Source organism: Paraburkholderia sp. AV2 (assembly GCF_054968425.1).
Map to the genome: position 1 here is coordinate 33,615 of NZ_JBANLK010000012.1, position 26,546 is coordinate 60,160.

Here is a 26,546-nt window from a genome sequence, read left to right on the forward strand (position 1 = left end):
GTTTCTGGCCGGTGCTATTCGGCCGGCCCGTTCGGGACAGTGCCTGGCAGCGTCCGCGGGTCGGGCGGCGGCGGCGGTGCGCCGTCTGGGCCCGATGGCGGCTCCTGGACGGCCTTGCGCGTGGGCCGGGCGCACAGCACCGCGATCGTGTGCGCCGCCACGTCGAACGTCGCGCCGGGCAGCGTATGCGCCGCGGCCTCGGGGTGGGCGCTGTCGAGCAGCACCTCCCACTGCATGGACGGCGGCGGCGCCGAGAACGCGATTGCCGCGGGCGTAGCGTTCAGCATGATCAACAATACTTCCAGTTCGCCGTCGAGACCGGGGCCCGCGCGGCGCAGCGCGAGCGCGCGCCCTTCGGGGTCCTGCCACGCCTCGGGCGAAAGCCCCTCGCCGCGCTCGTCGAACCAGTCGATGTCGTGCACGCCGGGCAGCAGTTCGCGATCGCCGAACAGGAAACGTGTTTCACGCAGCAAAGGATGGTCCCGGCGCAGGGCGATCGCGCGCGCGGCGAAAGCGGTCAGCGCCTCGCCTTCGGGCGACTCTGCAAGGGTCCAGTCCATCCACGATATCTCGTTGTCCTGGCAGTAGGCATTGTTGTTTCCCCCCTGTGTGCGGCAGGCCTCGTCACCCGCGAGCAGCATCGGCGTGCCGAGCGCGACGAAGAGCGTCGCAAGCATCGAGCGTGCCACGCGGGCGCGCGTGTCGAGGATCGCCGGGTCGTCGGTCGGGCCCTCGGCGCCCCAGTTCCTGCTCCAGTTTTCGTTGTGGCCGTCGCGGTTGTCCTCGCCATTGGCCTCGTTATGCTTGTGATCGTAGGCGGCCAGGTCCGCGAGCGTGAAGCCGTCGTGCGACGAGATGAAATTGATCGACGCCCACGGCCGCCGTCTGCGCTTGTCGAAGAGATCCGCCGACCCCGTGAGCCGCGCGGCGAGCTCGGGGCGCTGGAGGGCGTCGCCGCGCCAGAAGCGGCGCACGCTGTCGCGAAAGCGGTCGTTCCATTCGGAGAAGCCGGGCGGGTGGTTGCCGAGCTGATAGCCGCCGGGGCCTACGTCCCACGGCTCGGAAATCAGCTTGCACTGCGACAGCACCGGGTCCTGGCGCAGCGCGTCGAAGAAGCCGCTGTCCGGATCGAAGCCGTGCGCTTCGCGCCCGAGCGTGACGCCAAGGTCGAAACGAAAGCCGTCGATGCGGTACGACGTGGCCCAGTAGCGCAGCGAATCCGTCACCATCTGCAGCACGCGCGGATGCGAAAGATTCAGCGTGTTGCCGACCCCCGTGTCGTTGATGAGGTGGCGCTCGTCGCCGGGGACGGCACGGTAGTAGCTCGCGTTGTCGAGGCCGCGCCACGAGACCGTGGGCCCCGTCTCGCCCCCTTCGCAGGTGTGGTTGTAGACCACGTCGAGAAAGACCTCGATGCCGGCCGCGTGCAACTGGCGCACGGCGATGCGCATCATGTCGGGGTCGTAGCCGCCCAGATACGACGGTTCCGGCGCGAAGAACGCCGCGGTGTTGTAGCCCCAGTAATTGCGCAGCCCGCGCTCGATGAGAAAGCGTTCGTTGAGAAAGGCATGCACGGGCAGCAGTTCGACGGCGGTGACGCCGAGCTTGTGCAGGTGCTCGACGAACTGCGGCGTGGCGAGCCCGGCGAACGTGCCGCGCGTATGCGCGCGCAGTTCCGGGCGGGTGATCGAAATGCCGCGCAGATGCGTTTCGTAGATCACGGTCTGGTCCCAGGGCACATTGGGCCGCAGGTCCTGGGACCAGTCGAAGGTGTCGGCGACCACCATGGCCTTCGGCATGGCGGGCGCGGAGTCGCGGCGATCGAGCGAGAGGTCCGCGCGGTTCGAATGCACGCGGTAGCCGAACATGGCGTCCGACCAGCGGAACTGGCCGACGAGACGCCGCGCGTAGGGGTCGAGCAGCAGCTTGTGCGGATTGAAGCGATGCCCCTGCTGCGGCTGATAGGGACCGTGCGCGCGCAGGCCGTACACCGTGCCCGGGTGCGCGCCCGGCAGGTAGCCGTGCCAGACCTCGTCGGTGCATTCCGGCAGCGTGTAGCGCGTGCGCTCCTTGCGCCCTGTGCGGTCGAACAGGCACACTTCGATGCGCCAGGCGTGGGCCGAAAACACGGCGAAATTCGTGCCGAGGCCGTCCCACGTCGCGCCGAGCGGCCAGGGCTTGCCCGGCAGCAGGCGCTCCGTCAATCCGTTAGCCATGGCGATGCTCCGTTTTTATTCCTTCGTATTGCATCGGAATCCTGAGGTTATTCGCGGTGTCCGCAACGATCTGCCTTACCGGCGAAGAAGGAAGTAGAGCGTGCCGAGCGGCGGCAGCACCAGGGCCGCGGACTGCGGCCGGCCGTGGCTCGCCACCGGTTCCGTCGCGATCTGCCCGCCGTTGCCCATGTTCGAGCCGCCGTAGACCGCCGCGTCGGTGTTCAGCACCTCGTCCCACTGGCCGGGCTGCGGCATGCCGATGCGGTAGCCGTGGCGCGGCACCGGCGTGAAGTTGCAGACGGCCACCATCTCGCGGCCCGTACCATCCACGCGGCGCCAGGCGAGCACGCTGTTTTCCGCGTCGTCGGAGACGAGCCATTCGAAGCCGCCCGGCTCCGCGTCCAGCGTATGGAGCGCCGGTTCGCTCGCGTACAGGAGGTTCAGGTCGCGCACGAGCGTTTGCGTGCCGCGGTGCAAGGGGTCGTCCAGCAGGTGCCAGTGCGGCGTGCCGTCGTGGTCGAACTCCGCCATCTGTCCGAACTCTCCGCCCATGAAGAGCAGCTTCTTGCCCGGGTGCGCCCACATGAAGCCCAGATAGGCGCGCAGGTTCGCGAAGCGCTGCCAGCGGTCGCCGGGCATCTTGCCGAGCAGCGACCCTTTGCCGTGCACGACCTCGTCGTGCGAGAGCGGCAGCACGAAGCGCTCCGACCACGCATAGACCATCGCGAAGGTCATCTCGTGGTGGTGATAGCGGCGGTAGACAGGATCTTCGTGCAGGTAGTGCAGCGTGTCGTGCATCCAGCCCATGTTCCATTTGAACTGGAAGCCGAGTCCGCCATCCTCGGGGCGCGCGCTCACGCCGGGCCACGCGGTGGATTCTTCGGCGATAGTGATGACGCCGGGGCGCTGCGGCACGTATTGCGTTTCGTGGTTCAGGCGCTTGAGGAAGGCAATCGATTCGAGGTTTTCGCGGCCGCCGTAGAGGTTCGGCACCCACTCGCCCGCGTTGCGCGAGTAGTCGCGGTACAGCATCGAGGCCACGGCATCCACGCGCAGGCCGTCCACGTGATAGCGCAGCAGCCACGCGAGCGCGGAGGCGATCAGGAACGCGCTGACCTCGCGGCGGCCGAGGTTGTAGATCATCGTGTTCCAGTCGGGGTGGTAGCCCTCGCGCGGGTCGGCGTGCTCGTAGAGCGGCGTGCCGTCGAAGTCCACGAGACCGTGCGCGTCGTTCGGAAAATGCGCGGGCACCCAGTCGAGGATCACGCCGAGACCGGCTTCGTGCGCGCGATTCACGAACGCCGCGAACTCGACCGGCGAGCCCAGCCGTGCCGTGGGCGCGAACTGGGCGAGCGGCTGATAGCCCCACGATCCGCCGAACGGATGCTCCGCCACCGGCATCAGTTCGAGGTGCGTGAAGCCCATGCCCTGGGCGTACGGGATCAGGCGGTCGGCCAGCGAGGTCCAGTCGGGCGAGGGCGCCTCTGCGCCATCGTGCGGCAGCCACGAAGGCGCGTGAACCTCGTAGATCGAGATCGCGCTGCGTGGGGTCTGCCGTTCGCCGCGCGTTTGCAGCCAGTCATGGTCTTGCCAGGCGTAGTGATCGAGCGCCTCGACCGGCGCGACGATGGACGCCGTGGCGGGCGGGCATTCGGTCTGCAACGCGCAGGGGTCGGCCTTGAGCGGCAGCACGTCGCCGCGCGCGCCGAGGATCTCGTACTTGTAGCGCGTACCCGCTGCCAGGCGCGGGATGAAGAGTTCCCAGACGCCGGCCTCGTGGCGCAGCCGCATGGGATGGCGGCGGCCGTCCCATGCGTTGAAGTCGCCCACGACGGAAACGCGCCGCGCGTTCGGCGCCCAAACCGCGAAGCGCACGCCGGGCACGCCGTCGCAGGCGAGCGGCCGCGCGCCGAGGCATTCGAGCACCGCGTACGGATCGCCGTCGGCGAGGCGGCGCAGCGCTTCTTCCGGCAGTTGCGGACCGAATGAATAGGGATCCTCCACTTCCTGGATCACGCCGTTCCAGTCGATTTCGAGCCGGTACGGTACGGACTCGGCAAGGGGGCCCGCGAACAGTCCCGCCGGATGTACGCGGGCGAGCTCGGCCAGCGTATGGGCGCGGTCGCGCGCCAGCACCCGCACGCGCGTGGCGTTGGGCAGCCATGCGCGCACATAAGGTGTGCCGTCGATCGTATGCGGACCGAGCACGGCGAACGGGTCCGAATGGCGCGCGGCGGCGACGGCATCGATATCGTGGAGTTGCAGCCCGGCGTCGGGCGCGTGTTCAGCCATGGGCGCCTCCCGCGGCCGGCGCGCCGGTCGGGCCGAGCACGCGGCCGGCGATCGCGGCGAGGCCGCGTATCGGCAGCCCGAGCCAACTGGGCCGGTTCGCGGCTTCGTAGCGGATCTCGTAGGCCGCCTTCTCGATCAGGAACAGGTCCAGCAGTTCCTGCTCGTGCGTCGCGCTCACGAGGGGTTGCGGCGCGTCGGCCACCGCGGCGCGATACTGGCTCAGGAACGACTCGACGGCATGGCCGCGGAAGCGCTCAAACAGGGTGCGCTTGCGGTCGGCGGTCTGCTGCGGCGCGCTTTCGGTCGTCGACTGCGCGGCCGCGCCCGCATAGGAGAGCGAACGAAGCAGGCCCGCCACGTCGCGCAGCGAGCACGCTTTCGCGCGCCGGTACGCGAGCGGCCGCGCGGGCTCGCCTTCGAAGTCGATCAGCCATGCGTCGCCTTGCGCGATCAGCACCTGGCCCAGATGGAAGTCGCCGTGAATGCGAATACGCCATGCGGCGGCGTCGAGCGGCACGAGATGCTCGACCGCCGCGATCAGCGCGTCGCGGCGCGCGAGCAGACCGAAGGCGAGCTCGCGGGTGTCGTCGTCGAGCGGATGCGCGTGCACTTCGCTCGACGTCTGGCGCTCGACGATGTCGAGCGCCTCGATCAGCATGGACTTCGTGTCGGCGATCCAGTGGCGTATGTCGTCGCGCGTGGCTTCGACGGGGGCGAAGGCCGGATCGTCGGTGGGCGTGGCGAGCGCCACGTGCAGCTCGCCGAGCCGCTTGCCGATGATGCCGATCATCGAGCCGTAGGTCCGCAGGGCTTCTTCTTCGTGAGCCTGGTCGGCGCCGCCGTCGTCCACGGCGAGCGCCAGTTCGTCGATCGTGCGGCGCAGGTAGTCGAGCGCCCAGTCCCACGCGTCGCCCTGATTGTCGATATAGCCCTGCAGGATCGCGAGCGTGTGCGGCACGCCCGCCGGATCGACGCGCACCACTTCGCCATAGAGCGGTGCCGTGTTCGCGTAGCCGAGGCGCGTCAGGTAGCGGCACATCTCCACCTCGGGATGCACGCCGGGCAGGAGCCGCCGCACGAGCTTGAGCACGAGCGCATCGGCGATCACGAGCGAGCTGTTGCTCTGCTCGGCGGCGAGCCAGCGGACCTCGGGCGTTTCGCCCAGGTCGAGCGCGTCGAGGCGGTCGGTGGGGCGGAAGTGGATCACGCTCTGCTGCACGGTGGTCACTGCCGCATGCTCGCGCAGCTTGTGCAGCACGCCGTAGGCGAACCACGGCAGCGAGAACGCGTCGGTCAGATAGCCCACCGTACGGCCGCGGCGCACGCGCGAAAGCGCGAGCTGGATATGCAGCGGCGTCGTGGTGTCGGTGCCCCAGGTGATGGCGATGGGCAGCACGTAACGCTCGCTCGTGCCGTCCGCGAGCTCGGCCTCGATTTCCGTGAAGGCGAAGCCCGCGCCGTGGATCGTCGTGAGCGCGGCAAGACGCACGCTCTTGAGCGCCTTGTCCTTCGAGGCGAACCAGCGCCGCCGAGAGAGCCACGAGGGCAGCACTTCCGATTCGAGCAGGCGCACGTTCTCCGGTGTCGGTCCGGCCTGCCCCTCGCGGATCACGACCGTGACGAACTCGGGCAACTGTTCGGAAGCGGGCTGGCTCCACGCGGGACGCTCGTTGCCGGGGCACAACAGGAACCACAGGAAGCCGTAGGGCGGGAACGTCAGCAGATACGGCAACTGGCCGATGGGCGGAAACACCGAGTCGGCCGTCATTTCGACGGGGGACGTGCCCGCGTATTCGGAGAGGTCGAGCTCGACGGCCTGCGGTGCGCGCGAGAGGTTCGCCACGCACAGGATGGGCGCCTCGCCCGGCATCTCGCGCAGGTACGCGAGGATCTTGCGGTTGGCCGGGCGCAGGAAGCGGATCGTGCCGCGGCCGAAGGTCTGCTTCGCGCGGCGCGTGGCCAGCATGCGCCGGGTCCAGTTGAGCAGCGAATGCGGGTCGCGGTTTTGCGCCTCCACGTTGATCGCGTCGTAGCCGTAGAGCGAGCCCATGAGCGGGGGCAGCACGAGCAGTTCCGGGTCGGCGCGCGAGAAGCCGCCATTGCGGTCGGACGACCATTGCATCGGCGTGCGCACGCCATCGCGGTCGCCCAGGTGGATGTTGTCGCCCATGCCGAGTTCGTCGCCGTAGTAGATGACGGGCGTGCCGGGCATCGACAGCAGCAGCGAGTTGATCAGTTCGATGCGGCGGCGGTCGCGCTCCATGAGCGGCGCGAGGCGCCGGCGGATGCCGAGGTTCAGGCGCGCGCGCCGGTCGCTGGCGTAGGTGTTCCAGAGATAGTCGCGTTCGGAATCCGTGACCATTTCCAGCGTGAGTTCGTCGTGGTTGCGCAGGAAAACCGCCCACTGGCAGCTTTCCGGCAAATCCGGTGTCTGCTTCATGATGTCGATGATCGGAAAGCGGTCCTCGCTCGCGATCGCCATGTAAAGGCGCGGCATCAGCGGGAAGTGGAACGCCATGTGGCATTCGTCCTCGTTGCCGAAGTACTCCTGCACATCCTCGGGCCACTGGTTCGCTTCGGCGAGCAGCATGCGGTTGGGGTAATGCGCGTCGATGGTCGCGCGGATCTGCTTGAGGATCGCGTGCGTCTCCGGCAGGTTTTCGTTATTCGTGCCTTCGCGCTCGACGAGGTACGGCACGGCGTCGAGGCGCAGCCCGTCGATGCCCATGTCGAGCCAGAAGCGCATGACTTGCAGCACCTCGCGCAGCACGGCCGGATTGTCGAAGTTCAGGTCGGGCTGGTGCGAATAGAAGCGGTGCCAGTAATACGCGCCCGCGACGGGGTCGTGGGTCCAGTTCGAGGGTTCCGTGTCGATAAAGATGATGCGTGTGCCCGTGTACTTCGTATCGGTATCGGACCACACGTAGTAGTTGCGATGATTCGAGCCCGGCTTCGCGCGGCGCGCGCGCTGGAACCAGGGATGCTGGTCGGACGTATGGTTGATGACGAGCTCGGTGATCACGCGGATGCCGCGCGCGTGCGCTTCCTGGATGAAGCGGCGCACGTCGGCGAGCTGGCCGTAGTCCGGGTGCACGTTGCGGTAGTCGGCGATGTCGTAGCCGTCGTCGCGGCGCGGCGAAGGGTAGAACGGCAGCAGCCAGATCACGGTCACGCCGAGTCCCGCGATGTAGTCGAGCTTCGCGAGCAGGCCCGGGAAATCGCCCACGCCGTCGTTGTTCGCGTCGTAGAACGACTTCACGTGCACCTGGTAGATCACGGCGTCCTTGTACCAGAGCGGGTCGTCCGTGAGCAGCGAGGGCTTGCCTCGCCGCTGGGCGGCCGCCGCGCCGCGAGCGCCGTCGTCCTCGTGGTCCTGCGACTGCGTTTCGTGGGAAGCGGGATCGCGTTTCATGTCGCTCCTCCGGGCGGGAAGTCTGCGTCGAGTTCGGGGTGGCCCTCGATGGGCGTCTCGTCCGCTTCGGGAGGCGGCTCTTCGCGCGGCAGGCCGCGCGCAGGTTCGATGCGCCAGATGACAAACGGCCGCGTGTGGGGATCGAGGCGCGCGTGCTGCCAGCGGCCGTGCCATGCGAAGCGCTCGCCGCTCAGTTCGTCGGTCACGGCGAGCGGCGCGCTGTCGTCGATGCGCCAGTGCTGGAAGGTTTGCCACGACAGTTCGAAGTCCGCGCCCTGCTCGCCATAGGGATCGAGGTTGATCGCGACGATCACGACGTTGTCGCGTGCGGGCGTGGCTTTTTCGAAGCAGAGGATCTGGTCGTTGCGCGCGTCGAGAAAGGTCACGCCCAGATGCGTCTGCAGCGCGGGGTTCGCGCGCCGGACGCGGTTGAGCGCCGCGATTTCGGCGACGATGTTGCCGCGCCGGTTCCAGTCCCATGCACGCAGCTGATATTTTTCGGAGTCCAGATATTCTTCGCTGCCGGGAAGCGCGCGGCCCTCGCAAAGTTCGAAGCCGCAATAGACGCCCCACAGGCCCGAGAGCGTCGCGGCCAGCGCCGCGCGGATCAGGAAGCTCGCGCGCGCGCCGCTCTGCAGATGGCGCGGATTGATGTCGGGTGTGTTGACGAAGAAATTCGGGCGATAGAAGTCGCGCACGGGCGGCTGCGTCAGTTCCGTGAGGTACTCGGTGAAGTCGCGTTTGCTCTCGCGCCAGGTGAAGTACGTGTACGACTGCGAGAAGCCGAGTTTGGCGAGCCGGTACATGAGGCGTGGCCGCGTGAAGGCTTCGGAAAGGAAGATCGTGTCGGGATGGCGCGCGCGCACGTCGGCGATCATCCATTCCCAGAACGGCAGCGGCTTGGTATGCGGATTGTCGACGCGGAAGATGCGCACGCCCTGGTCTACCCAGAAGAGGATCGCGTCGCGCAGCGCGAGCCACAGGTCGGGCTTCGAATCGTGCGCATAGAACTCGGGATTCACGATGTCCTGGTACTTCTTCGGCGGATTCTCCGCATAGCGCAGCGAACCGTCCGGGCGCCACGCGAACCAGCCGGGGTGCGCCTTCAGCCAGGGATGGTCGGGCGAGCACTGGATCGCGAAGTCGAGCGCGATTTCGAGGCCGTGCTCGTGCGCGGCGGCCAGCATGCGCCGGAAGTCTTCGAGCGTGCCCAACTGCGGATGAATCGCCGTATGGCCGCCTTCGGGCGCGCCGATCGCATAGGGGCTGCCCACGTCGCCGGGCTCCGCCGTGAGCGCGTTGTTGCGGCCCTTGCGGTTGGCGAGGCCGATGGGGTGGATCGGCGGGAAGTACAGCACGTCGAAGCCCATGTCGCGGATGCGCGGCAGCTTCGCGATCACGTCGTCGAAGGTGCCGTGGCGCGCTTCGTCGTCGCTCATCGAGCGCGGGAAGATCTCGTACCAGCTTGCGAAGCGTGCTTCGCGGCGCTCGGCGTCCACGCGGCGGACGTGGTCGTCGCGCGAGAGGAACGGGCGGTGGCGGGCCGCGCGCACGGCCGCTGCCGTGGCGGGCGAGGCGAGCAATGCGCAGCGTGTGCCGGTGTCGGCGCCAATGAAGCGCTGCACGATGGCGTCGAGTTTCGCGCAGGTCTCGGCGTGGAGCGCGCCGGCTTCGTCGGGGGCATCGGAGGTTTCGGCGCAGGCCAGCACCAGCGCGAGCAAGCGGCTCGCTTCCTCCATTTCGAGGTCGACGTTCTGGTTGGCCGCGCGCTTTTTCAGCACGTGATCGGCGAGCGTGGCGAATTCGTCGCGCCACGCGATCACCGTGAATTCGTAGCGGCCCACGCGATCGAGCGGGAAGTGGCCGCTCCACATGTCGGCGCCCGGGGGCTGCGCGGGCAGCATCGGCGCTTCGTGCCAGGCCGTTTCGTCGGCGGCGCGCCAGAGTATCGCGGCGTCGATGCGGTCGTGGCCGTCGGCGAAAATCGCCGCGCGCACTTCGAGGCGTTCACCCGCCGTGCGCTTCGCCACGAAGCGCCCTTCGTCCACCGAAGGGCTCACGCTTTCGATCGCGATGCGCGGGGCGGCGAGCGCCTCGACGACGCTTCGGTGAGCGCTCGTGCGCGCCCTGGCCACGTCTTCGGGCGGCGCGAGCACCACGGGCGGTGCCGCGAGCGCGCGGAACATCCAGCATGCGCCGGCCGGTAGCGTGAACGCTTCGGGCACGACGCTCGCGTCGCGCGGTGTGCCCATGCGCGCGCCGCGCAGCGTCTCGGCGTCGAGCGGCGCGTAGCGCGTGAAGCTGCCGGGCGCGCCGTCGAGCAGGTGCGCGAGGTTCACGCGCACGGGCGCGGCGAGGGCGGGGTTGACGAGCGAGAGGACGGCGTCGTCCGCGTCGCGCAGGTCGGCGCGGTCGCCGCGCAGCAGGGCCACGACGGGCGCCCCCGGGCCGTTCAGCGCGCGCAGTTCGCCGTTGGTCTGCAGCGTCCAGGTTTCGCGCTGCAGGGCGTTGGCGTGGGCGATGTCGGCGGAAAGATCGAACGGCGAGTGCGCTTTCGCTTCGCCGTAAGCCGTGGCGCTGCCGCCGGCATGGAGGGTGGCGTCGCCCACGCCGTATTCGAAGCCCATCGGCACGAGCCAGCCGGTGCCGAGCGCCGCCGCCGTGCGCAGCATGCGCCGGTACGCGCGCTCGACCGCGCGCGCATCGGCGGCGCCTTCCTGGTCGTGCACGTAGCGCATGCCATAGGGGGCCTCGGGAAACGTCACCGGCGAGCCTACGTGGCGCAGCGCCTCGTGCTCCTCTGCGAGCCAGCCCGCCGCGAAGTCCCACCAGCGCAGCGACGTGAAGGCGGCGTCGAAGCCCACGCCTTCGAGGCGCGCAATGTCGCCGCGCGCGAGCCCGGGCGTGGCGGCCAGCCAGCGCGTTTCGGCGTGGCGCTCGCGCACGGCGTCGAAGATGCCGCGCAGCACCGCCGGCGGCACGCGATGCGGCGAGTCGATGCGAAAGCCGCCCAGCCCGGCGCCGACGAGCTCGATCATCCGCTGCGACCACCACGCGGCGAGCGGCGCGCCCGCGCGATCGAAATCGGCGTAGGCGACGTTGGCGTCGCGATGCCCGTGCCGTGGATCGAGACGCGCGTCCTCGGGCTCGAACGGATGGAACCATTCGGGGTGGGCGGCGTAGAGCGCGCCGTCCGCGGCGGCCCGGTCGAGCGTGAGATCGGCGAGCAGGGTGAGGCCGCGCTCGCGCGCCGCGGCGCAGAGCGTGCGCAAGGCGTCGTCGGCCGCTCGTGACGTTTCGAAAACGGGATGCAGCCGGCCATGATCGGCGACGATGCGGCCGTCGCCGGAGGACCCGGGCGCGAACAGCGCCCCGATCAGCACATGGTCGAAGCCGAGCGAAGCCGCATGGGCAAAGCACGCAGGCCACGCGTCGAGCGGGCCGACGAGGACGGAATGGACGAAATAGATCCGCGGCGCATAGGCGTGAGGAGCTTCCATCGGTCGTCTTCCAGATGCGTCGGGCGGCGCGGATGCCTGTTTCGTGCGATCACGCTGCCCGGAGTGTGCCGGAGCCACGGCGTTGGATTGCGCTGCGCTCGCGGCGGCGCGTCCTGTTCAATGTAGTGCAAGAGCAGGCCGGAACCAAACCGCGAACGCCGCCTGGCGTTCTGACCTGCCGGTCAGCAAAGGGCATGCCCAACGGTGGGGCAATGGGGCGCGGAAAGAGGGCGCGCGGGGTCAGCCGCCTACCATGCTGGCCGCGATATTCACGCACAGGCCCAGCACGGCGACGTTGAAGTAGAAGGACAGGATCGATTGCGCGAGCACGCTGCGCCGCGCGCTGCGGCCGCGCATGCCGACGTCGGCGGTCTGGGAGGCGACCGCGATGGTGAACGAAAAGTACAGGAAATCCCAGTAATTCGGCGCGAGGTCGCGGTCGGGAAAGACGAGCGCGGGCTCGGCCGGATCGGAACCGTAGAACACGCGCGCATAGTGCAGCGTGAAGATGGTCGGGATCAGGAACCACGCGCCGATCAGCGTGAGGCCGGTGATGGCCGAATGCAGCACCTTCGAGGCGATGCCGAGGTCCTTCGTCGTGCCGAGCTCGAGCACGATCGCGAGGATGCTGGCCACGGTCGCCGTGCAGATCACGAAGAGCACCGTGCCGGCGCTCTGGTCCTCACGCTGCGCATTGCGGCGCACGCTCTCTTCGGTGGCGAGCGCCATGTGAATCCAGATGAGGACGAGGTACACCCAGATGGCGGCGTCCCAGCCGAGCAGCGCGCGCGCCGTGGCCTTCAGCGCGGCGGGCGAAAGGAGTCCGACCGCCAGCCCGGCAGCCATGCCGAGCATCATGTGAGGCCGGTTACGCAACACCTGCGGGATATAGTTCATGACGTGAGCGGGTTGGTGAGCTTCGGGCGCATGCGGGTTGCGGGGATTCTACCGCGCGTTCGCAGACTCAATTGCAGCAAGCGGTTTGTCGAATCGGGTCAGGAGAGGCTATATTGCTTGCGCGGCGCGTCATCGCTGCCTGTCAGCCGGAAAGCGATCCGGAAGGCGATCCGCGCGGTAACATGATTGATAACCTTTTCGTATCGCCCCGGACCCGGCATGCACCTTGCTGCCGGCTCGCCACGAAACTCATCTGGAGAGCGCATGACAGATGTGACGCAGGACGGGACGTCTCCCCCTTCGGGCCATCGGCCCGGCCGCCGGCAGTTCATGACCGGCGCCTGCGCCGCGGCGGCGGCGCTGGCTTTCACGATGGCCGGCCGCCCCGGCGCGCCGTTCGGCTTTGCGCGGGTCTTCGCCGCGACGCCCGCCAGCGGCGGCGATAGCGGCTACGACGCCTTCATCGCGCTCTCGCAACACCTCACCGGACGCACGAGTTTCGACCAGCCGCTCGGCCAGCGCGTCTATGCCACGCTCGCGCGTGCGAGCAGCCAGTTCGAGCAGGACGTGGGCGCGCTCAACACCTGGCTGCAGGGTCACGGCGGCGTGCCTTCGGACAGCGTGACGGCGGCGCTCAAGGGCGAGCAGCCCGAGCTCGCAACCACGGTGGGCAACATCATGCGCGCGTGGTATCTCGGCCTCGTCGGGGACTCGCCGCACATTCAGGTGGTGGCGTACGAGAAGGCGCTGATGTTCGATCCGGTAAAAGATGTACTGACGATTCCGTCGTATTGTCGCGACGTGCCGTTCTATTGGACGCAAAAGCCCGACGGCGGTTGATCGCACGCCAGGGCTTGGCAAGACCACGCGCGAGCAGCCTCTCGCACGGTGGCCGACGTGTTTTCGCGGGTGCATTCGCGGCACGGCGGCAACGCAATGCTGCGCGCGGTCCCCACAACGAGAGCCAGAAGAAAGAGGACGACAATGGCGATAGAAAACTCTGCCGACGTGGTCGTGGTCGGTTCAGGCGTAGCGGGCAGTCTGGTCGCGCATCAACTGGCCCAGGCGGGCGCCTCCGTGATCCTGCTCGAGGCGGGGCCGCGCCTCGCGCGCTGGCAGATCGTGGAGAACTTCCGCAACTCGCCCGCGAAAGCCGACTTCGCGACGCCCTATCCGTCGTCGGCCTGGGCGCCGCATCCCGAGTATTCGCCGCCCAACGACTACATGATCCAGAAGGGCGACTATCCGTACAACTCGCAATATCTGCGCCTCGTCGGCGGCACGACGTGGCACTGGGCCGCCGCCGCGTGGCGTCTCCTGCCGTCCGACTTCAAGCTCAATACGCAATACGGCGTGGGCCGCGACTGGCCGTATCCGTACGAGACGCTCGAACCTTGGTATCAGCTCGCCGAGATCGAGCTGGGCGTTTCGGGGCCGGGCGCCCCTTACGATCTGGGCTCGCCGCGCTCGCACCCGTACCCCATGAGCATGCTGCCGCTCTCGTACATGGACCAGCGCTTCTCTGATGTGCTCAACGCGAACGGCTTTCACGTCGTGCCCGAGCCCGTCGCGCGCAACAGCCGTCCCTACGATGCGCGCCCAACCTGTTGCGGCAACAACAATTGCATGCCGATCTGCCCGATCGCCGCCATGTACGGCGGCGTGGTGCACGCGGAGAAAGCCGAGCGCGCCGGCGCGAAGCTCGTTCCCGAGGCCGTGGTCTACCGCATCGAAGCCGACAACAAGGGGCTCATCACGGCAGTGCACTACAAGGACCCGAACGGCAACAGCACGCGCGTGACGGGCAAGCTCTTCGTGCTCGCCGCGAATGGCATCGAAACGCCCAAGCTGATGCTGATCTCCACGAGCGACGCGTTCCCGCACGGCATCGGCAACAGCTCGGACCAGGTGGGCCGCAACCTGATGGATCACCCGGGCACGGGCGTCACCTTTCTCGCCAACGAGCCGCTGTGGCCGGGGCGCGGACCGATGGAAATGACCTCGGTGGTGAACTTCCGCGATGGTTCGTTCCGCTCCGATTACGCCGCGAAGAAGCTGCATTTGTCGAACGGCGTCGGCACGATGGCCGTGACGGCCGCGCTCATCCAGCAGGGCGTGACGGGCGCCGAGCTGGACCGCCAGATACGCGACCGCGCCGCGCGCATGCTCAATATCAACAGCTTCCACGAACATTTGCCGGAGCCGCAGAACCGCGTGCTGCCTTCGGGCGAGCACAAGGACTCGCTCGGCATTCCGCAGCCCGAGATCTACTACTCGATCAACGACTACGTGAAGAAGAGCGCGGCCAACACGCACGACCTCTACGCGCAGATCGCGCAGCTCTTCGGCGGCACCGAAGTCTCGTTCGACGACACCTTCGCGCCGAACAACCACATCATGGGCACGACGATCATGGGGGCGAATCCGGCTGACTCGGTCGTCGATGCGGACTGCCGCACCCACGATCATTCGAACCTGTTTGTCGCGAGCAGCGCGGTGATGCCGACCGCGGCGTCGGTGAACTGCACGCTGACGATCGCCGCCTTGTCGCTGAAGCTGGCCGACAAGCTGCGGCACGAGCTCTGATGCGCACCGGCCGGAGACAGACGATGAACGAACGAAAGTCCCCATCCGTACCGACCGCTGCGCTCGCGCCCCTGGCTTACGCACGACGGACGTGGCGCACGCGCGCCGCTTTCGCGGCGGTGCTCTTCAGCGCGTTCGCGCTCTATATCGCATGGCATGCGTCGCACGACGGCGCGGCGCGTCCCGTGGACGAGCTGCCGGTGTCCGTCGCACACGGCGAGGCGTCGGACGCGGCGCCCGGCGCCGCTGCGGCGGACCAGCCCGAGCTCGTGAAGCGCGGCGAATACCTCACGCGCATGGGCGACTGCATGGCCTGCCATACCGTCGACAAGAGCCGTCCGTTCGCGGGCGGACTCGCGATCTCGACGCCGTTCGGCAAGATCTACACGCCGAATATCACGCCCGATCCCGATACCGGCATCGGCAAGTGGAGCGACGCCGACTTCCTGCGCGCGATGCACGAGGGCGTCGGCAAGGACGGCGAGCACCTCTATCCGGCGTTTCCTTATGTGGAGTTCACGCGCGTCACCGAACAGGACGTGCTGGCGATCCGCGCGTATCTGAACACCGTCGCGCCGGTGCATTACACGCCGCCGCCCAACGATCTGCGCTTCCCGTTCAACCTGCGCTGGCTGATGATCTTCTGGAACCTTTTCAATTTCGACGAAGGGCGTTTCGTGCCGGACCCGCAGAAGAGCGCCGAATACAACCGCGGCGCGTATCTCGTCGAAGGGCTCGCGCATTGTGAGGAGTGCCACACGCCGCGCAACTTCATGCAGGGCCTGAAGAAGACCGACCGCTTCGCCGGTGCAGTCCAGGCGGGCTGGCAAGCCTACAACATCACGCCGGACCGCACGGGCGGCATCGGCAACTGGAGCGACGACGCACTGATGGCCTATCTCGCCACCGGCGCCGCGGGCGGCCACGCGAATGCGGCGGGCCCGATGGCCGAGGTCGTGCAGAACTCCACGCAATACCTCACGAACGAGGACCTGCGCTCGATCGTGGCGTATCTGCACGCGCAGCAGCCTATAGAGGGCGGCGTGACGCGTGCACGCGACTCGTGGGGCCAGCCCGCCATCGACGACGTCACGACGCTGCGCGGTACGACCGTCACGAGCGTGAACGGCGCGCAGCTCTTCATTGCGAACTGCGCGACCTGCCACAACTGGACGGGCGAGGGCATCGGCGCGAGCGCGCCGGGCGCGTATCCGGCGCTGATCCACAACAGCGTGGCGGGCGCGGCGAGCGCGAACAACCTTGCCATGGTGATCCTGCACGGCGTGACGCGCAAAACGAAGAACGCGGACGTGCTGATGCCGGCCTTCGGCGGCGAACTCACGAACGACCAGGTCGCCGCGATCACGAACTACGTGACGAAGCAGTTCGGCAATCCGCAGGCGACGATCACGCCCGATCAGGTCGGCACGCTGCGCGCCCAGCCGCAGTGACGGTGCGCGGTGGGCCTCATACGCGAATGCCGCGCGGCGCTATGATGAGAGGATGACACCCTCTCCCGCCACCGTCGTCCAGCATCACGCGAGCAATCTCGCCGGCCGCGATTTCGTGGTCGGCGACCTGCACGGCTGCGTGGACGCGCTGCGCTTTCTGCTGCGCGACGCGGCCTTCGATGCCGCGCGCGACCGGCTCTTCTCGGTAGGCGACCTCGTCGATCGCGGCGACCAGTGCGAGGAGGCGCTCGGCCTGCTGGACAAGCCCTGGTTCTACGCGGTGCTCGGCAATCACGAGGATGCGATGTGCGCCGTCGCCGAAGGGCGCCTGCCGCGTTTTCGCTGGTACGGCATTGGCGGCGCATGGGCCGAGTCGCTGTCCGAAGACGCGCTTGCGCGGCATGCGGCTCGTCTGCGCCAGTTGCCGCTCGCCCGCGCGATCGGCGCGGGCGAGTCGCGCTTCAACGTGCTGCATGCGGAATTCTTCGGCGACGACGCCGAACTCGACGCGGGCCGTTTCGACGCCACGGTGCGCGAACGTCTGCTCTGGGGACGGGAACTCGCGCTCGGCGAAACGAAGCCGCAGCCGCGCGCGCTTTCCACCACCTACTGCGGGCATACGCCGATGCGCGACGTGTCCCGGATCGGCTCCCAGATCTTCATCGATACGGGCGCGTTCATTGCCGAGGGCCGGCTCACGATGGTCGAGGCGCTGACCTCGCGGCAGTGGTCGGTTTCGACGCGCGGTGCGCGCGAGCAGGGCGCCGCGCACATCGCGCTGCCCTGAACGCAGCCCCTCCGCCTCAACCGATGCGGTTCAGCTCGAACACCATGTCGATGGCGTGCCCGTTCCAGTTGTATTCGAGGTAGGCCGCGTGATGGCACGCCCGCACGAGCGACGTGCGCAACGCGGCGAGGCATTCGCCGCCCGCGTGGCGCACCGACGGATAGGCGATGCCGGGCGCACCCGCGGCCCGTACCGCGCGCCCGAGCGCCTGGCCTGCCGCGTAGCTGTCGGGGGCGAGCACGGCGGAGTCGACCGTGGGATCGTCGCGCAGGTCCACCGCCTCGCCCGCGGCCGTGACGGTGTAGAGCCGCATTTGCTGGCGCAGCGGCGGCTCGCGGGTGGCCGCGAGGAAGAGCGCGGAGTGATAGCGCGTTTCGGCGATGGCGGTCTCTTTCGCGCGGGCGCAGTAGAACACGCCATACGTTCCGTCCGAAAAGCGGCTGCCCTGCGGATTCAGATGCGTGAAGGCCGCCATGATCGGGCCGTAGCCCGGCCCGAAGCGGCGCTCCTCGCGCGGCACCAGATCGAGTTCGCCCGTTTCGGTGCGCAGGCGGTCATTGGTCAGCGCTTCGAGCGCGTAAAGCGCCTCGAAGTCTTCCGCCGATGCCACGCGGTCGAACAGGTTCACGGCGGGAAAGCGGGTGGGAATGACCCGGTACGCGGGCGACCAGGTGAGCGGCGCGCTGCGCCAGCGGTCTTGCCAGTTCGTTTGCGTCACGCCCAGCCGCCCCGCATTGCGTCCAAATACTGCCGTACCGCCACGAGATCGCTGACGTTGCCGGCCAGCATGCGGTCGAGTGCGCGCCGGCCGCCGAAAGGCGGCGCGCTGTTGGGGCGTTTGATCCAGGCGTCCGCGGCCGTGGGCTGGGGCAGGAGAATCTGTAAGGCCTTGTAGATGCCGAGCAGCAGCGAGAGGCGCTCCAGCGTGTCGCGGCCAAGGCGCGCGCTTTCGGGCGCCTGCTTCCATTTGAAGAAGGTCGAGCGGCCGGGTGTGCCGAGCAGGACGATCTGCTCGTCCACGGTGAGATCCCAGTCGTGCGCAATGTTGAAGAAGGCGCGCAGTCCGGCAGCGGACATCTGGGTAAGCGTGGGCTCGGCGCCCGGTCGCCGGGCCGGAATGGTCGACGACGCAGCAATCGCATGAGGCATGATTGAGTCCTGAAATGAACTTTTACTAAATAATAGTCTATATATGGATTATTGCAAGCTCTGGTTGGATATAATCGCCGCCCGATAACGCTGAGACAGACACCCGGCGCGCACCGCGCTCGTTCAACCCGAGCCCAGGCTGGCGGCCAGCAGTTGCAGCGTGGCCGCCGAGCGCGGCTCGCGCACACGCGAGTGCAACTGCACGCGCGAAACGGGCAGCGCAGGCAAATCGAACCGCGATCCCACATCGATGAGCGTACGCGGCGCTACCCGCCGTGCCAGCGGCGAAACGGCGAGGCCCGCCTCCAATGCCGCGCCGACGGCGGCGACTCCGCCGCCCACGAATACTTCTTCCCAGCCTGTATCTGCGGCGTCGAGCGCGCGGATGGCCGCCGTCCGCACCGCACACGGGGCGGTAAGCAGTGCGAGCGGCAGTCGCGTGCCCGGCTGCCACTGGAACCCGGGGGCAGCCAGCCAGACCAGCGGTTCGGAAAAGAGCGGCTGCGCGCCGCCGCGCGGCAGTTCGTCTTCGTCCTGACGGGCGATCACGGCGTCGAGCCGGCGCTCGTCGTACTGCGCGAGCAGTGCCGCCGACTGTCCCAGATGCAGTTCGATCACGAGCGCCGGGTCGTGCGCGCGCAGATTCGCGAGCTGGCGGGCAAGCTGCGCATCGGCGACGTGCTCGCTCAGCCCGAGCGCGAGGCGCCGCTCATCGCCGCCGAACGCACCGAGCGCGCGCTCGTGCGCGCCGAGCAGATCGCGGGCGGCATGCAGGAAGGCAAGACCGTCGGCGGAAAGCCGTACGACGCGCGGCGTGCGTTCCAGCAACTGGCGCTCGAGGTGCCGCTCGAGCCGCTTGAGCTTGAGGCTGACGGCGGATTGCGTGGTGTCGAGCGCGTCGGCGGCGCGCGTGAAGCTGCGCAATTCGGCGACCAGCACGAAGGCGCGGACAGCATCCAGATCGAGTGTCGGGGTCATTTTATTTCCAGCGTAAATGGATGAAATATCCAGTCATGTCTGTTTATTATGATAGCGCTTGCCTATTCTTGTGCATGTTCATTCACCGAAGGAGAACGACATGCCATTTACCCGAATCGCCGTTCGTGCCGGCAAGCCCGCCGAATATCGCGCAGCCCTCGTGAAGGGCGTTCATGGCGCACTGAGGGAGGTGTTCAAGGTGCCGGAGGACGACCTCTTCATGCTCGTCAACGAGCACGACGCGGAGAACTTTTTCTTCGGTCGCCACTATCTGGGCATCGAGCGTAGCGACAACCTCGTGATGATTCAGATCGCGGTGAACAACACGCGCGGGCAGGACCAGAAGAAGGCGTTGTTCGCGCAGATCGCGCGCAATCTCGCGGAAAGCCCGGGCGTGCGCCCCGAGGATGTGTTCGTCACGCTCGTTGACGTGGCGCGCGAGAACTGGTCGTTCGGCAACGGGATTGCGCAGTACGCGACGTAAGAGGACAGGAAAGGGCGGCAGGAAAGCGGCGCGAGGAAGGCCGCCGCGCGCCAGAGGGACGGTGCGCGGCGGCGCAGGAGCGTAAGGCAGGGCTTGAAGCTCTGGCCTAAAGCGCGCGGCTCACGAGCAGCGGATCGACAGAGCCGACGGTTTCGGAATCGCGGCTCGCGTAGGGGAGTTTGTGCAGCACGAAGCGCATCGCGTTCAGGCGCGCGCGTTTCTTGCAGTCCGAGCGGATCACGGTCCAGGGCGCGTCGGCCGTATCTGTCTGCGAGAACATCGTTTCTTTCGCGAGCGTGTAGTCGTCCCACTTGTCGAGCGATGCCAGATCGACGGGACTCAGCTTCCATTGCTTGAGCGGATGCACCTTGCGTTCCTTGAAGCGGCGTCGCTGCTCGGCGCGGCTCACCGAGAACCAGAACTTGATCAGGTGGATGCCGCTGCGGATCAACTGGCGTTCGAATTCCGGCACCTGCTGCATGAACTCGCCATATTCGCCGGGCGTGCAGAAACCCATGACGCGCTCGACGCCCGCGCGGTTGTACCACGAGCGGTCGAACAGCACGATTTCGCCCGCCGAAGGCAGATGCTGCACGTAGCGCTGAAAGTACCACTGGCCGCGCTCGACCTCGGTCGGCTTTTCCAGCGCAACCACCCGAGCGCCGCGCGGATTCAGGTGCTCCATGAAGCGCTTGATCGTGCCGCCCTTGCCTGCCGCGTCGCGTCCTTCGAACAGAATCACCACGCGCTGGCCGGTCTCGCGCACCCACGCCTGGAGCTTCAGCAGCTCGACTTGCAGACGGTATTTCTGTCGCTCGTAGGCGCGGCGCGACATCAGGTTGCGGTAGGGATAGTCGCCGTTGCGCCAGCCTGGCACGAGTTCATCGTCGGGATGTCGCGTGCGCGCGGCCCGCCAGTCGGCGGGGTTGCCGTTCAGGATCATGCTGCGCAGTTGCGCGGCTTCGTCGGGCGACAGGCCTTTCATGATCGCCGCAATCGAATCGAGCAGCGACGACGGCGATTCGCTGGTTGCGGCGCTTGCCGAGACGAGATCCTGCACGGTGCCCGCGATGATTTGCGCGGCGGCCTCGACGCGGTCGTCAACGGTGCGCCGTTCGGCGCCGCGGGGCGTGATGGCCGGCGCCTGGGTGTCGCGGTCGGCTCCATGAAGCGTGGGTTCGGGTGTGACGGAGTGAAGGGAAGACGGCGTGTCCTGGCGGGTGTTCGGCATACGTATCGATCGTGCGTCGTACAGGGCGCAAGCGTTGCACGCAGGCGATGCTTGCGGACGAGAGGTGGCAGGGGCGCGTGGCTGCCGGAGCGGGGCGAACGCCGGATGCCGCCGTGGCGCGGATTTGCGCGGGCAAAATCAACGCGCGCCTGCCAGCGCGAGATGCCGCTGGCGACCCACGCCACGCGGGGTCAGGCGTTCGAGACCTTGCGAAGGATCTGGTAGAGCGAGTCCTTGAGCTGCAGTTTTTCTTTCTTCAGTTGCTCGATCTCCATGCCGTTGGCCGGCACGAGACCCGCTTCCATGTTTTTGATCTGCTGGTCCAGTTCGTTGTGACGATGGAAGATTCGCGCGAAATGCTCGTCCTCCGTCTTCAGGCGCGAAATCAAATCTCTGAATTCCGGGAACACTCGCTACTCCTTACAGATAATCGGATTGCTGGAATGAACATGTAAACATTTTTTCACTGTCGCATATTTGCTGTCTTGATAATAGTCAAGCCGCACGGGCATGGGGAAGGATGTGCCCGACTGTCGCGCCTTGACGTCCGCACCATGGCGAACAGGCCGTTGTACTATTGGGGACATAGGGTCTGCCGTCGCCGTTTCGATTCCTTCCGCCACCTTGTTTCGCCCTCCGATCGATCTCTGGAGCGTTCATGGTTCGTGTCCTCGAAATCGTGCTGGATATTGTCGTTCCCGCGCCGTGCCCCGCGACTGACGAAAACGGGCAGTCGGATACGGCGCAGGCCGCCGCGCTCGCGGCGTCGTTCACTGCCGCACTGCCGCAACTCGCCGCGCCCACGGCACAAGGCGAGCGCGTCACCACCGTCGTATTCGACGGCGAGGCCCTGCTGGCCCGGGACGGCTGGCGGATTGCCGTCGAGACGTGCGGCGGCGCGCGCGAGGTGGCGGTGTCGCGCCGCCGCACCGTTACGCCGGGTGTCACGGCGCTCACACCGATCTTCGCTGCGCCGCTCGATGCGGACGACGTAGCCAATGCGCTCTTCGACGCCGCGCCGGAGCCGTTTCGCGAGGCGCTGGCCGAGGCTGGCGAGCCGGTCGCCGTTGCCGCGCTGGAGTTCGTGCGTTATCGCTGGCCATGGGTGTGCGAGGGCGTCGAGGCCGAGCTGATACTGGAGTCGGGCCTGCGCAAACGAGCGACGCCTGACGACGTGGCGGGCGATCCGCCTTGCTTGCACGAACTGCGCCTGCGCGCGCCCTGGCCCGACGGCGCCGAAGCCGCGCCCATCGTGCAGGCGCTGTTCGCCTGCGGCGACACGCTGGTCGACGCCGCGAGCACGGATGCGCCCGCGTTCGTGCGCATGACGGATGCCCTGGAGCGCGCCGCGTCCGGCAGCCTGGCTGGCGATGCCGAGGCCGTGCGCGCCGCACCGGTCGATCTGGCGGGCGCGGACACGGACGAGGCGGCACTCGTCGCGATCGGGCGCAACATCAGCGCGCAGTGGTTCGGCAACGACGCAGGCGTGCGCGACTCGGCGAAAACCGAGTTCATTCACCAGATGCGCATATCGCAGCGGCGGCTGCGCACGGCGATGCGGATCTTCAAGCGTTGGCAGGACGAGACCTGGACCGTGCGCCTCAAGCCGGACCTGGCATGGCTGGGCACCCTGCTCGGCGACGCGCGCGATCGCGACGTCTTCGTGGAATCGACGCTGCCCGCGCTTGCCGCGGCCGACGTCGAGCCCGCGCGCTGGGATGCCATGCGTGCGGCGGCGGATTCGGAGCGGCTCGCGGCGCGCGCGCGCGTGCGCGACGCCTTGCGTTCGCCGCGTTATGCGCACCTCGCTCTGGCGTGGTTGCGCTGGCTGGCCGCGCTGGCCGACCGTGAGGCGGCGGACGGCGAGTTCGCGCGCTCGCTGCACGAGCACGCGCGAAAACGGGTGCGGCGCTATTACACTTGCCTGGCCGAAACGAAGAATCTCACTTCGATCGACGAAGCGAGCCGGCATCATGCGCGTATTCATGCGAAGTATCTGCGCTACACGCTGGAGTTTTTTACACCGCTGCTCTCGCGGCGTACCCGAACGGAGACCGTCCGTACCCTCGCGCGGCTCCAGGCTGTGCTTGGCGACGGGAACGATGCGGCCGTCGGGCTGCGTTTTATCGAAGGGATGGACGTGGAGCCGTATCAGCTTGGCTTCGCGCGCGGCTGGTGCGAAGCCGTCAAGCGCTATACAGCGAAGGAGGGCGAGCGCCTGCTGCGCGAGCTGCGCCGGCCCAAGGTTCCGCGTGACTGAGGCGCCGGAAACGCGGGCACCCCGTCTCTATAATCGGATACCCAAACGCGCGCTTCGCCTTTGCAGCCACGACGATGAATTCTTCCTCCAGTGATCTGCCGTCGACGGCGGCGGCGTCCGGGCCCGAACTCGGTGTCGGCGGTTCGCTCTGGTTTCAGTCCGGACCGCAGATGCTGGGCGGTGCGGTGCGCATCGGGCTACTCGCCGCGATTCGCGAGACCGGCTCGATCACGGGCGCCGCCAAGGCGGTCGGCATGAGCTACAAGGCCGCATGGGACGCCATCGACGCCATGAACAATCTCGCCGGCGAGCCGCTCGTGATTCGCGCGACGGGCGGCAAGGGCGGCGGCGGGACAACGCTCACGCCGCGCGCGCTGCGCCTTATCGACACCTGGCGTGTCCTCGAGCGCGAGCATCGGCGCTTTCTGGAGCGGGCGGCGGCCGCTGCGGTAGCGCTTGGTGGCGCGGAGGCCGCAAGCAGCGTCGATAGCGATTTCGCGCTCCTCGGGCGCTTCGGCCTGCGGACGAGCGCACGTAATTACCTCTACGGCACCGTTGCGGCAATCGTGCGGGGCGAGGTGAACGACGAGGTGTCGCTGGCGTTGCCGGGCGGTCAGACGGTGGTGGCCGTGGTGACGCGCGAAAGTACCGAAGTGCTGGGGCTCGCCGAAGGCGCTGCCGCCGTTGCGCTCGTGAAAGCGTCGTCGGTCGTGCTGGTGGCCGGAGCGGCCGGAGACGCCGCGCGATTGTCGGCGCGCAATCGCCTGGGCGGGACGGTGAGCCAGGTGCGGCGCGGGGCCGTGAATGCCGAAGTGACGTTGGATCTGCATGGGGCCGTTGTGATCGCGGCGGTCGTGACGGACGCAAGCGTCGAGGCGCTCGGCCTCGCCCCCGGTGCGGCGGCGACGGCTGTTTTCAAGGCATCGAGCGTGGTGTTGGGGGTGAGCGGCTGACGGCTACGAACACCCGCGCCGTCAGGCGTGGCGTTGGGCCGGTGCGCCGAGCGTATTGCGGGTCTGGGAAATCGGCGAGTCGGGCGCCTTCGGCCGGTTGGCCTTCCAGCGGGCACGCACGTAGGGCTGCTCGTGGCCCGATACGGTCAGCGCGAGATGCGTGACCCAGCGGTGCGTGGGCACGTGCACGTCGTGCAGTGCGAAAGTCAGCGCAGCGAGACTCAGCGTGACGACCGCTCCCGACAGACGGCCCGACTGGGCGTCCCACCAGTAGCGCACGAAAATGAGTGCCGTCAGCGCGCCGACGACGAAGCCGGCAACGGCTTCGGACGGCGAGTGCGCTTCCAGCACGACGCGCGAGAGTCCGACCGCGACTCCCGTGACCAGCCCAACGGCGACACCCGCGGCGCGCAGCCCCGGCCGCACGCCCTGCAGCATCAGGAAGAATGCCACCGGGTAGACGGCCGTGGAGAGCATGGCATGGCCGCTCACGCCGGTGAAGTCGAGCTCGCGCACCCCAACGCCCCAGCCGAGGAAGGCGATCTTGGTGACGGTGACCACGCCGATCGCCGCGCCGAGGAGCAGCAGCCAGCTCGCGGCCATCCGCGTGGAGTAGCCGGCCAGGAGCCAGAGCGCGATCGCGAACGCGAGCGGCAGCGCCAGTCCGGCGCCGCCGAGGTTCGTGATCGAGTACCAAAGGTGAAGGGGTAAATCGGGCATGAGTTGGCGCCGCAACGCTGCGGCAACAAGAAAGTTCTGCCGGTTAAGGTAGCTAACGCGCGAGGCGCTCAACTGGCGGACACGCACATCGCATAAGTTTTCCAAGTATAGCCGTCTCGAAAAACCTCGGCAGGGGCCTCATCCGTTCGACATCTATTTGCACTGCACGATCAGCGTCCGGCGGCGACTTGTATTCCGCTGCAGCGTCCACCATTTAGTGTTATTGTGCATCGCACAACGACGCGCCATCGGCACTATCCTTTGGCGTATCCGACCCCCTTTCACGAGGCTGATGATGACGAAGGATCTGACGAAGCTGTGGGCGGGTGGCATGCGACGTCTGCTCGCCATCCAGAATCGGGCTGCCCGTGCGGCGCTGCGCGAAGCGCGCCAGCACGCGCCGCAGCCGCAGGCGCTGTGGCGCGCCGCCCAGACTGCGGTGACCGAGGCGGCCGCCGCGCCCACCGCGGCTGCGCCTCGCGCGGCGCGCCCCATGGCCCCGCCGCGCGAGTCGCGGGTGGGGCCGCGCGCGGCCGCCTGGGCGGCGGGCGAGTGGCGGCGCGACGAACATATCGCGCCGGCCACGCCGCAGCGCGCCGCCCGTACGCTTGCCTACGGGCTCTATCTGCCGGCGGGCCATGACGATCCGTCCGGCCTGCCGCTCGTCGTGATGCTGCACGGCTGCCAGCAATCGATGGACACGTTCGCCGAAGGCACGCGCATGAACCTGCTCGCCGACCGGCACGGCTTTGCCGTGGTCTATCCCGAACAGTCCGCGCAGGCGCACCCGCATCAGTGCTGGCACTGGTACGACGCACGCGAGGAGGCCGGCGGCGGCGAGGCGGCGGCGGTGGTCTCGCTGGTCGACACGCTCGTGGACGAATATGGCTTCGACGCTTCCCGCGTCTATCTGGCGGGCCTTTCGGCCGGCGCCGGGCTGGCCGCGCTGCTGGCCGTGCGTGCGCCGGATCGTTTCGCGGCGGTCGCCCTGCACTCGGGACCCGCATTCGGCGAGGCGCGTTCGGGCGTTCAGGCGCTGGACGTCATGCGGCGCGGGCTCCATCAGGACCCGGTCGGTCTGCTCGAGCGGCAACTGGATGGCGGGGCGCACCCGGGCATGCCCGCGATCGTCGTGCAAGGCGATCAGGATTCCGTGGTCGCGCCGATCAACGCCGAACAACTGGCGGTGCAGTTCCTGCGGCTGAATGGCCTCGCCGACGAGCATGGCGTGCGACCCGATGTCGCGGCCGAGGAGGCGGCGCGCGATGACCATGTCGTGCAGGACTACACGCGACGCGGCGAGAGCGTGGTGCGCCTGTGCCGCGTGTCGAATCTCGACCATGCCTGGAGCGGCGGCGACGACACCGTGCCATTCCACTCGGCCACGGGGCCGGACGCCAGCGCGATGATCTGGCATTTCTTCGAAGGCCGCCGCCGCGCAGCGGCCAACGATGCATTTGGCCGAAAGATGGCCGGAGGCGCGCGATAAGGACGCAGTAAGGGTGCGCTAAGGGAGCAGTACCGCCGCCTCCATCTTGAATAAACGCTCGGTCGAGATGGCTGGCAAGAGATTAGGGTTTACCCTATAATTCGTTTGTCCATTCAAAGCGAATGCCATCCGAAGTAGGGG

19 protein-coding genes are annotated in these 26,546 nt (G+C 67.9%); 8 read left to right on the forward strand and 11 right to left on the reverse strand.

What is annotated here, in order from left to right; all coding sequences use genetic code 11:
* Positions 1-14 precede the first annotated feature (14 nt).
* The 5 genes from glgX to V8683_RS11385 all read right to left on the reverse strand — a co-directional run bounded on the left by glgX (position 15) and on the right by V8683_RS11385 (position 12,317).
* Positions 15-2,216, reverse strand: coding sequence for a glycogen debranching protein GlgX (glgX, locus tag V8683_RS11365; RefSeq protein ID WP_411191673.1), 2,202 nt, complete (start codon positions 2,214-2,216; stop codon positions 15-17).
* 75 nt (positions 2,217-2,291) lie between these two features.
* A complete protein-coding gene (gene glgB, locus V8683_RS11370) occupies positions 2,292-4,508 on the reverse strand; it encodes a 1,4-alpha-glucan branching protein GlgB (RefSeq protein ID WP_411191672.1) in 2,217 nt (738 codons plus the stop codon).
* Entirely contained in the window at positions 4,501-7,920 is a 3,420-nt protein-coding gene (gene treS / locus V8683_RS11375; protein ID WP_411191671.1) for a maltose alpha-D-glucosyltransferase, read from the reverse strand. Before treS ends, glgB begins: the two co-directional genes overlap by 8 nt.
* The gene (locus tag V8683_RS11380; protein ID WP_411191670.1) at positions 7,917-11,420 is read right to left on the reverse strand and encodes a maltotransferase domain-containing protein; all 3,504 of its coding nucleotides are present in this window, start codon (positions 11,418-11,420) and stop codon (positions 7,917-7,919) included. Before V8683_RS11380 ends, treS begins: the two co-directional genes overlap by 4 nt.
* A 240-nt stretch (positions 11,421-11,660) precedes the next feature.
* Positions 11,661-12,317 carry a DUF1345 domain-containing protein gene (locus V8683_RS11385; RefSeq protein ID WP_411191669.1) on the reverse strand — a complete coding sequence of 219 codons (657 nt, stop codon included), beginning with the start codon at positions 12,315-12,317 and terminating at the stop codon, positions 11,661-11,663.
* Positions 12,318-12,581: 264 nt separating this feature from the next.
* On the opposite strand from V8683_RS11385, the gene V8683_RS11390 reads away from it, so the two are divergent.
* From V8683_RS11390 to V8683_RS11405, 4 genes are all read left to right on the forward strand, one after another.
* On the forward strand, positions 12,582-13,157 hold the full coding sequence (locus V8683_RS11390; RefSeq protein WP_411191668.1) for a sugar dehydrogenase complex small subunit: 576 nt from the start codon (positions 12,582-12,584) through the stop codon (positions 13,155-13,157).
* A gap of 144 nt (positions 13,158-13,301) precedes the next feature.
* The gene (locus tag V8683_RS11395) at positions 13,302-14,903 is read left to right on the forward strand and encodes a GMC family oxidoreductase (protein ID WP_411191667.1); all 1,602 of its coding nucleotides are present in this window, start codon (positions 13,302-13,304) and stop codon (positions 14,901-14,903) included.
* A gap of 23 nt (positions 14,904-14,926) precedes the next feature.
* On the forward strand, positions 14,927-16,354 hold the full coding sequence (locus V8683_RS11400; protein WP_411191666.1) for a c-type cytochrome: 1,428 nt from the start codon (positions 14,927-14,929) through the stop codon (positions 16,352-16,354).
* Between the two features lie 52 nt (positions 16,355-16,406).
* Complete coding sequence (locus V8683_RS11405) at positions 16,407-17,141, forward strand: metallophosphoesterase (protein ID WP_411191665.1); 735 nt, start codon at positions 16,407-16,409, stop codon at positions 17,139-17,141.
* 16 nt (positions 17,142-17,157) lie between these two features.
* Here the strand turns inward: V8683_RS11405 and V8683_RS11410 are convergent, their stop codons facing one another.
* From V8683_RS11410 to V8683_RS11420, 3 genes are all read right to left on the reverse strand, one after another.
* Complete coding sequence (locus V8683_RS11410; RefSeq protein ID WP_411191664.1) at positions 17,158-17,859, reverse strand: RES family NAD+ phosphorylase; 702 nt, start codon at positions 17,857-17,859, stop codon at positions 17,158-17,160.
* Positions 17,856-18,290 carry an MbcA/ParS/Xre antitoxin family protein gene (locus V8683_RS11415; RefSeq protein WP_411191663.1) on the reverse strand — a complete coding sequence of 145 codons (435 nt, stop codon included), beginning with the start codon at positions 18,288-18,290 and terminating at the stop codon, positions 17,856-17,858. The genes V8683_RS11410 and V8683_RS11415 overlap by 4 nt, the downstream gene beginning before the upstream one ends.
* A 123-nt stretch (positions 18,291-18,413) precedes the next feature.
* The gene (locus V8683_RS11420; protein WP_411191662.1) at positions 18,414-19,268 is read right to left on the reverse strand and encodes a LysR family transcriptional regulator; all 855 of its coding nucleotides are present in this window, start codon (positions 19,266-19,268) and stop codon (positions 18,414-18,416) included.
* A gap of 100 nt (positions 19,269-19,368) precedes the next feature.
* On the opposite strand from V8683_RS11420, the gene V8683_RS11425 reads away from it, so the two are divergent.
* The gene (locus V8683_RS11425; protein ID WP_411191661.1) at positions 19,369-19,752 is read left to right on the forward strand and encodes a tautomerase family protein; all 384 of its coding nucleotides are present in this window, start codon (positions 19,369-19,371) and stop codon (positions 19,750-19,752) included.
* A gap of 106 nt (positions 19,753-19,858) precedes the next feature.
* On the opposite strand, the gene ppk2 is transcribed toward V8683_RS11425, so the two are convergent.
* Positions 19,859-20,983, reverse strand: coding sequence for a polyphosphate kinase 2 (gene ppk2, locus V8683_RS11430; RefSeq protein WP_411191660.1), 1,125 nt, complete (start codon positions 20,981-20,983; stop codon positions 19,859-19,861).
* Between the two features lie 191 nt (positions 20,984-21,174).
* On the reverse strand, positions 21,175-21,393 hold the full coding sequence (locus V8683_RS11435) for a YdcH family protein (protein ID WP_411191659.1): 219 nt from the start codon (positions 21,391-21,393) through the stop codon (positions 21,175-21,177).
* A gap of 248 nt (positions 21,394-21,641) precedes the next feature.
* Here V8683_RS11435 and V8683_RS11440 point away from each other — a divergent pair, with 248 nt between their 5' ends.
* Positions 21,642-23,243 (forward strand): CHAD domain-containing protein, encoded by a 1,602-nt coding sequence (locus V8683_RS11440; RefSeq protein ID WP_411191658.1) that lies wholly within the window; start codon positions 21,642-21,644, stop codon positions 23,241-23,243.
* A 74-nt stretch (positions 23,244-23,317) separates the two neighbouring features.
* Entirely contained in the window at positions 23,318-24,196 is an 879-nt protein-coding gene (locus V8683_RS11445) for a TOBE domain-containing protein (RefSeq protein WP_411191657.1), read from the forward strand.
* Positions 24,197-24,217: 21 nt separating this feature from the next.
* Here V8683_RS11445 and V8683_RS11450 read toward each other — a convergent pair whose 3' ends face one another.
* Positions 24,218-24,916 (reverse strand): phosphatase PAP2 family protein, encoded by a 699-nt coding sequence (locus V8683_RS11450; protein WP_411191656.1) that lies wholly within the window; start codon positions 24,914-24,916, stop codon positions 24,218-24,220.
* Between the two features lie 295 nt (positions 24,917-25,211).
* Between V8683_RS11450 and V8683_RS11455 the strand changes: the two genes are divergently transcribed.
* A complete protein-coding gene (locus V8683_RS11455) occupies positions 25,212-26,405 on the forward strand; it encodes an extracellular catalytic domain type 1 short-chain-length polyhydroxyalkanoate depolymerase (RefSeq protein ID WP_411191655.1) in 1,194 nt (397 codons plus the stop codon).
* The last annotated feature ends 141 nt before the right edge of the window (positions 26,406-26,546 follow it).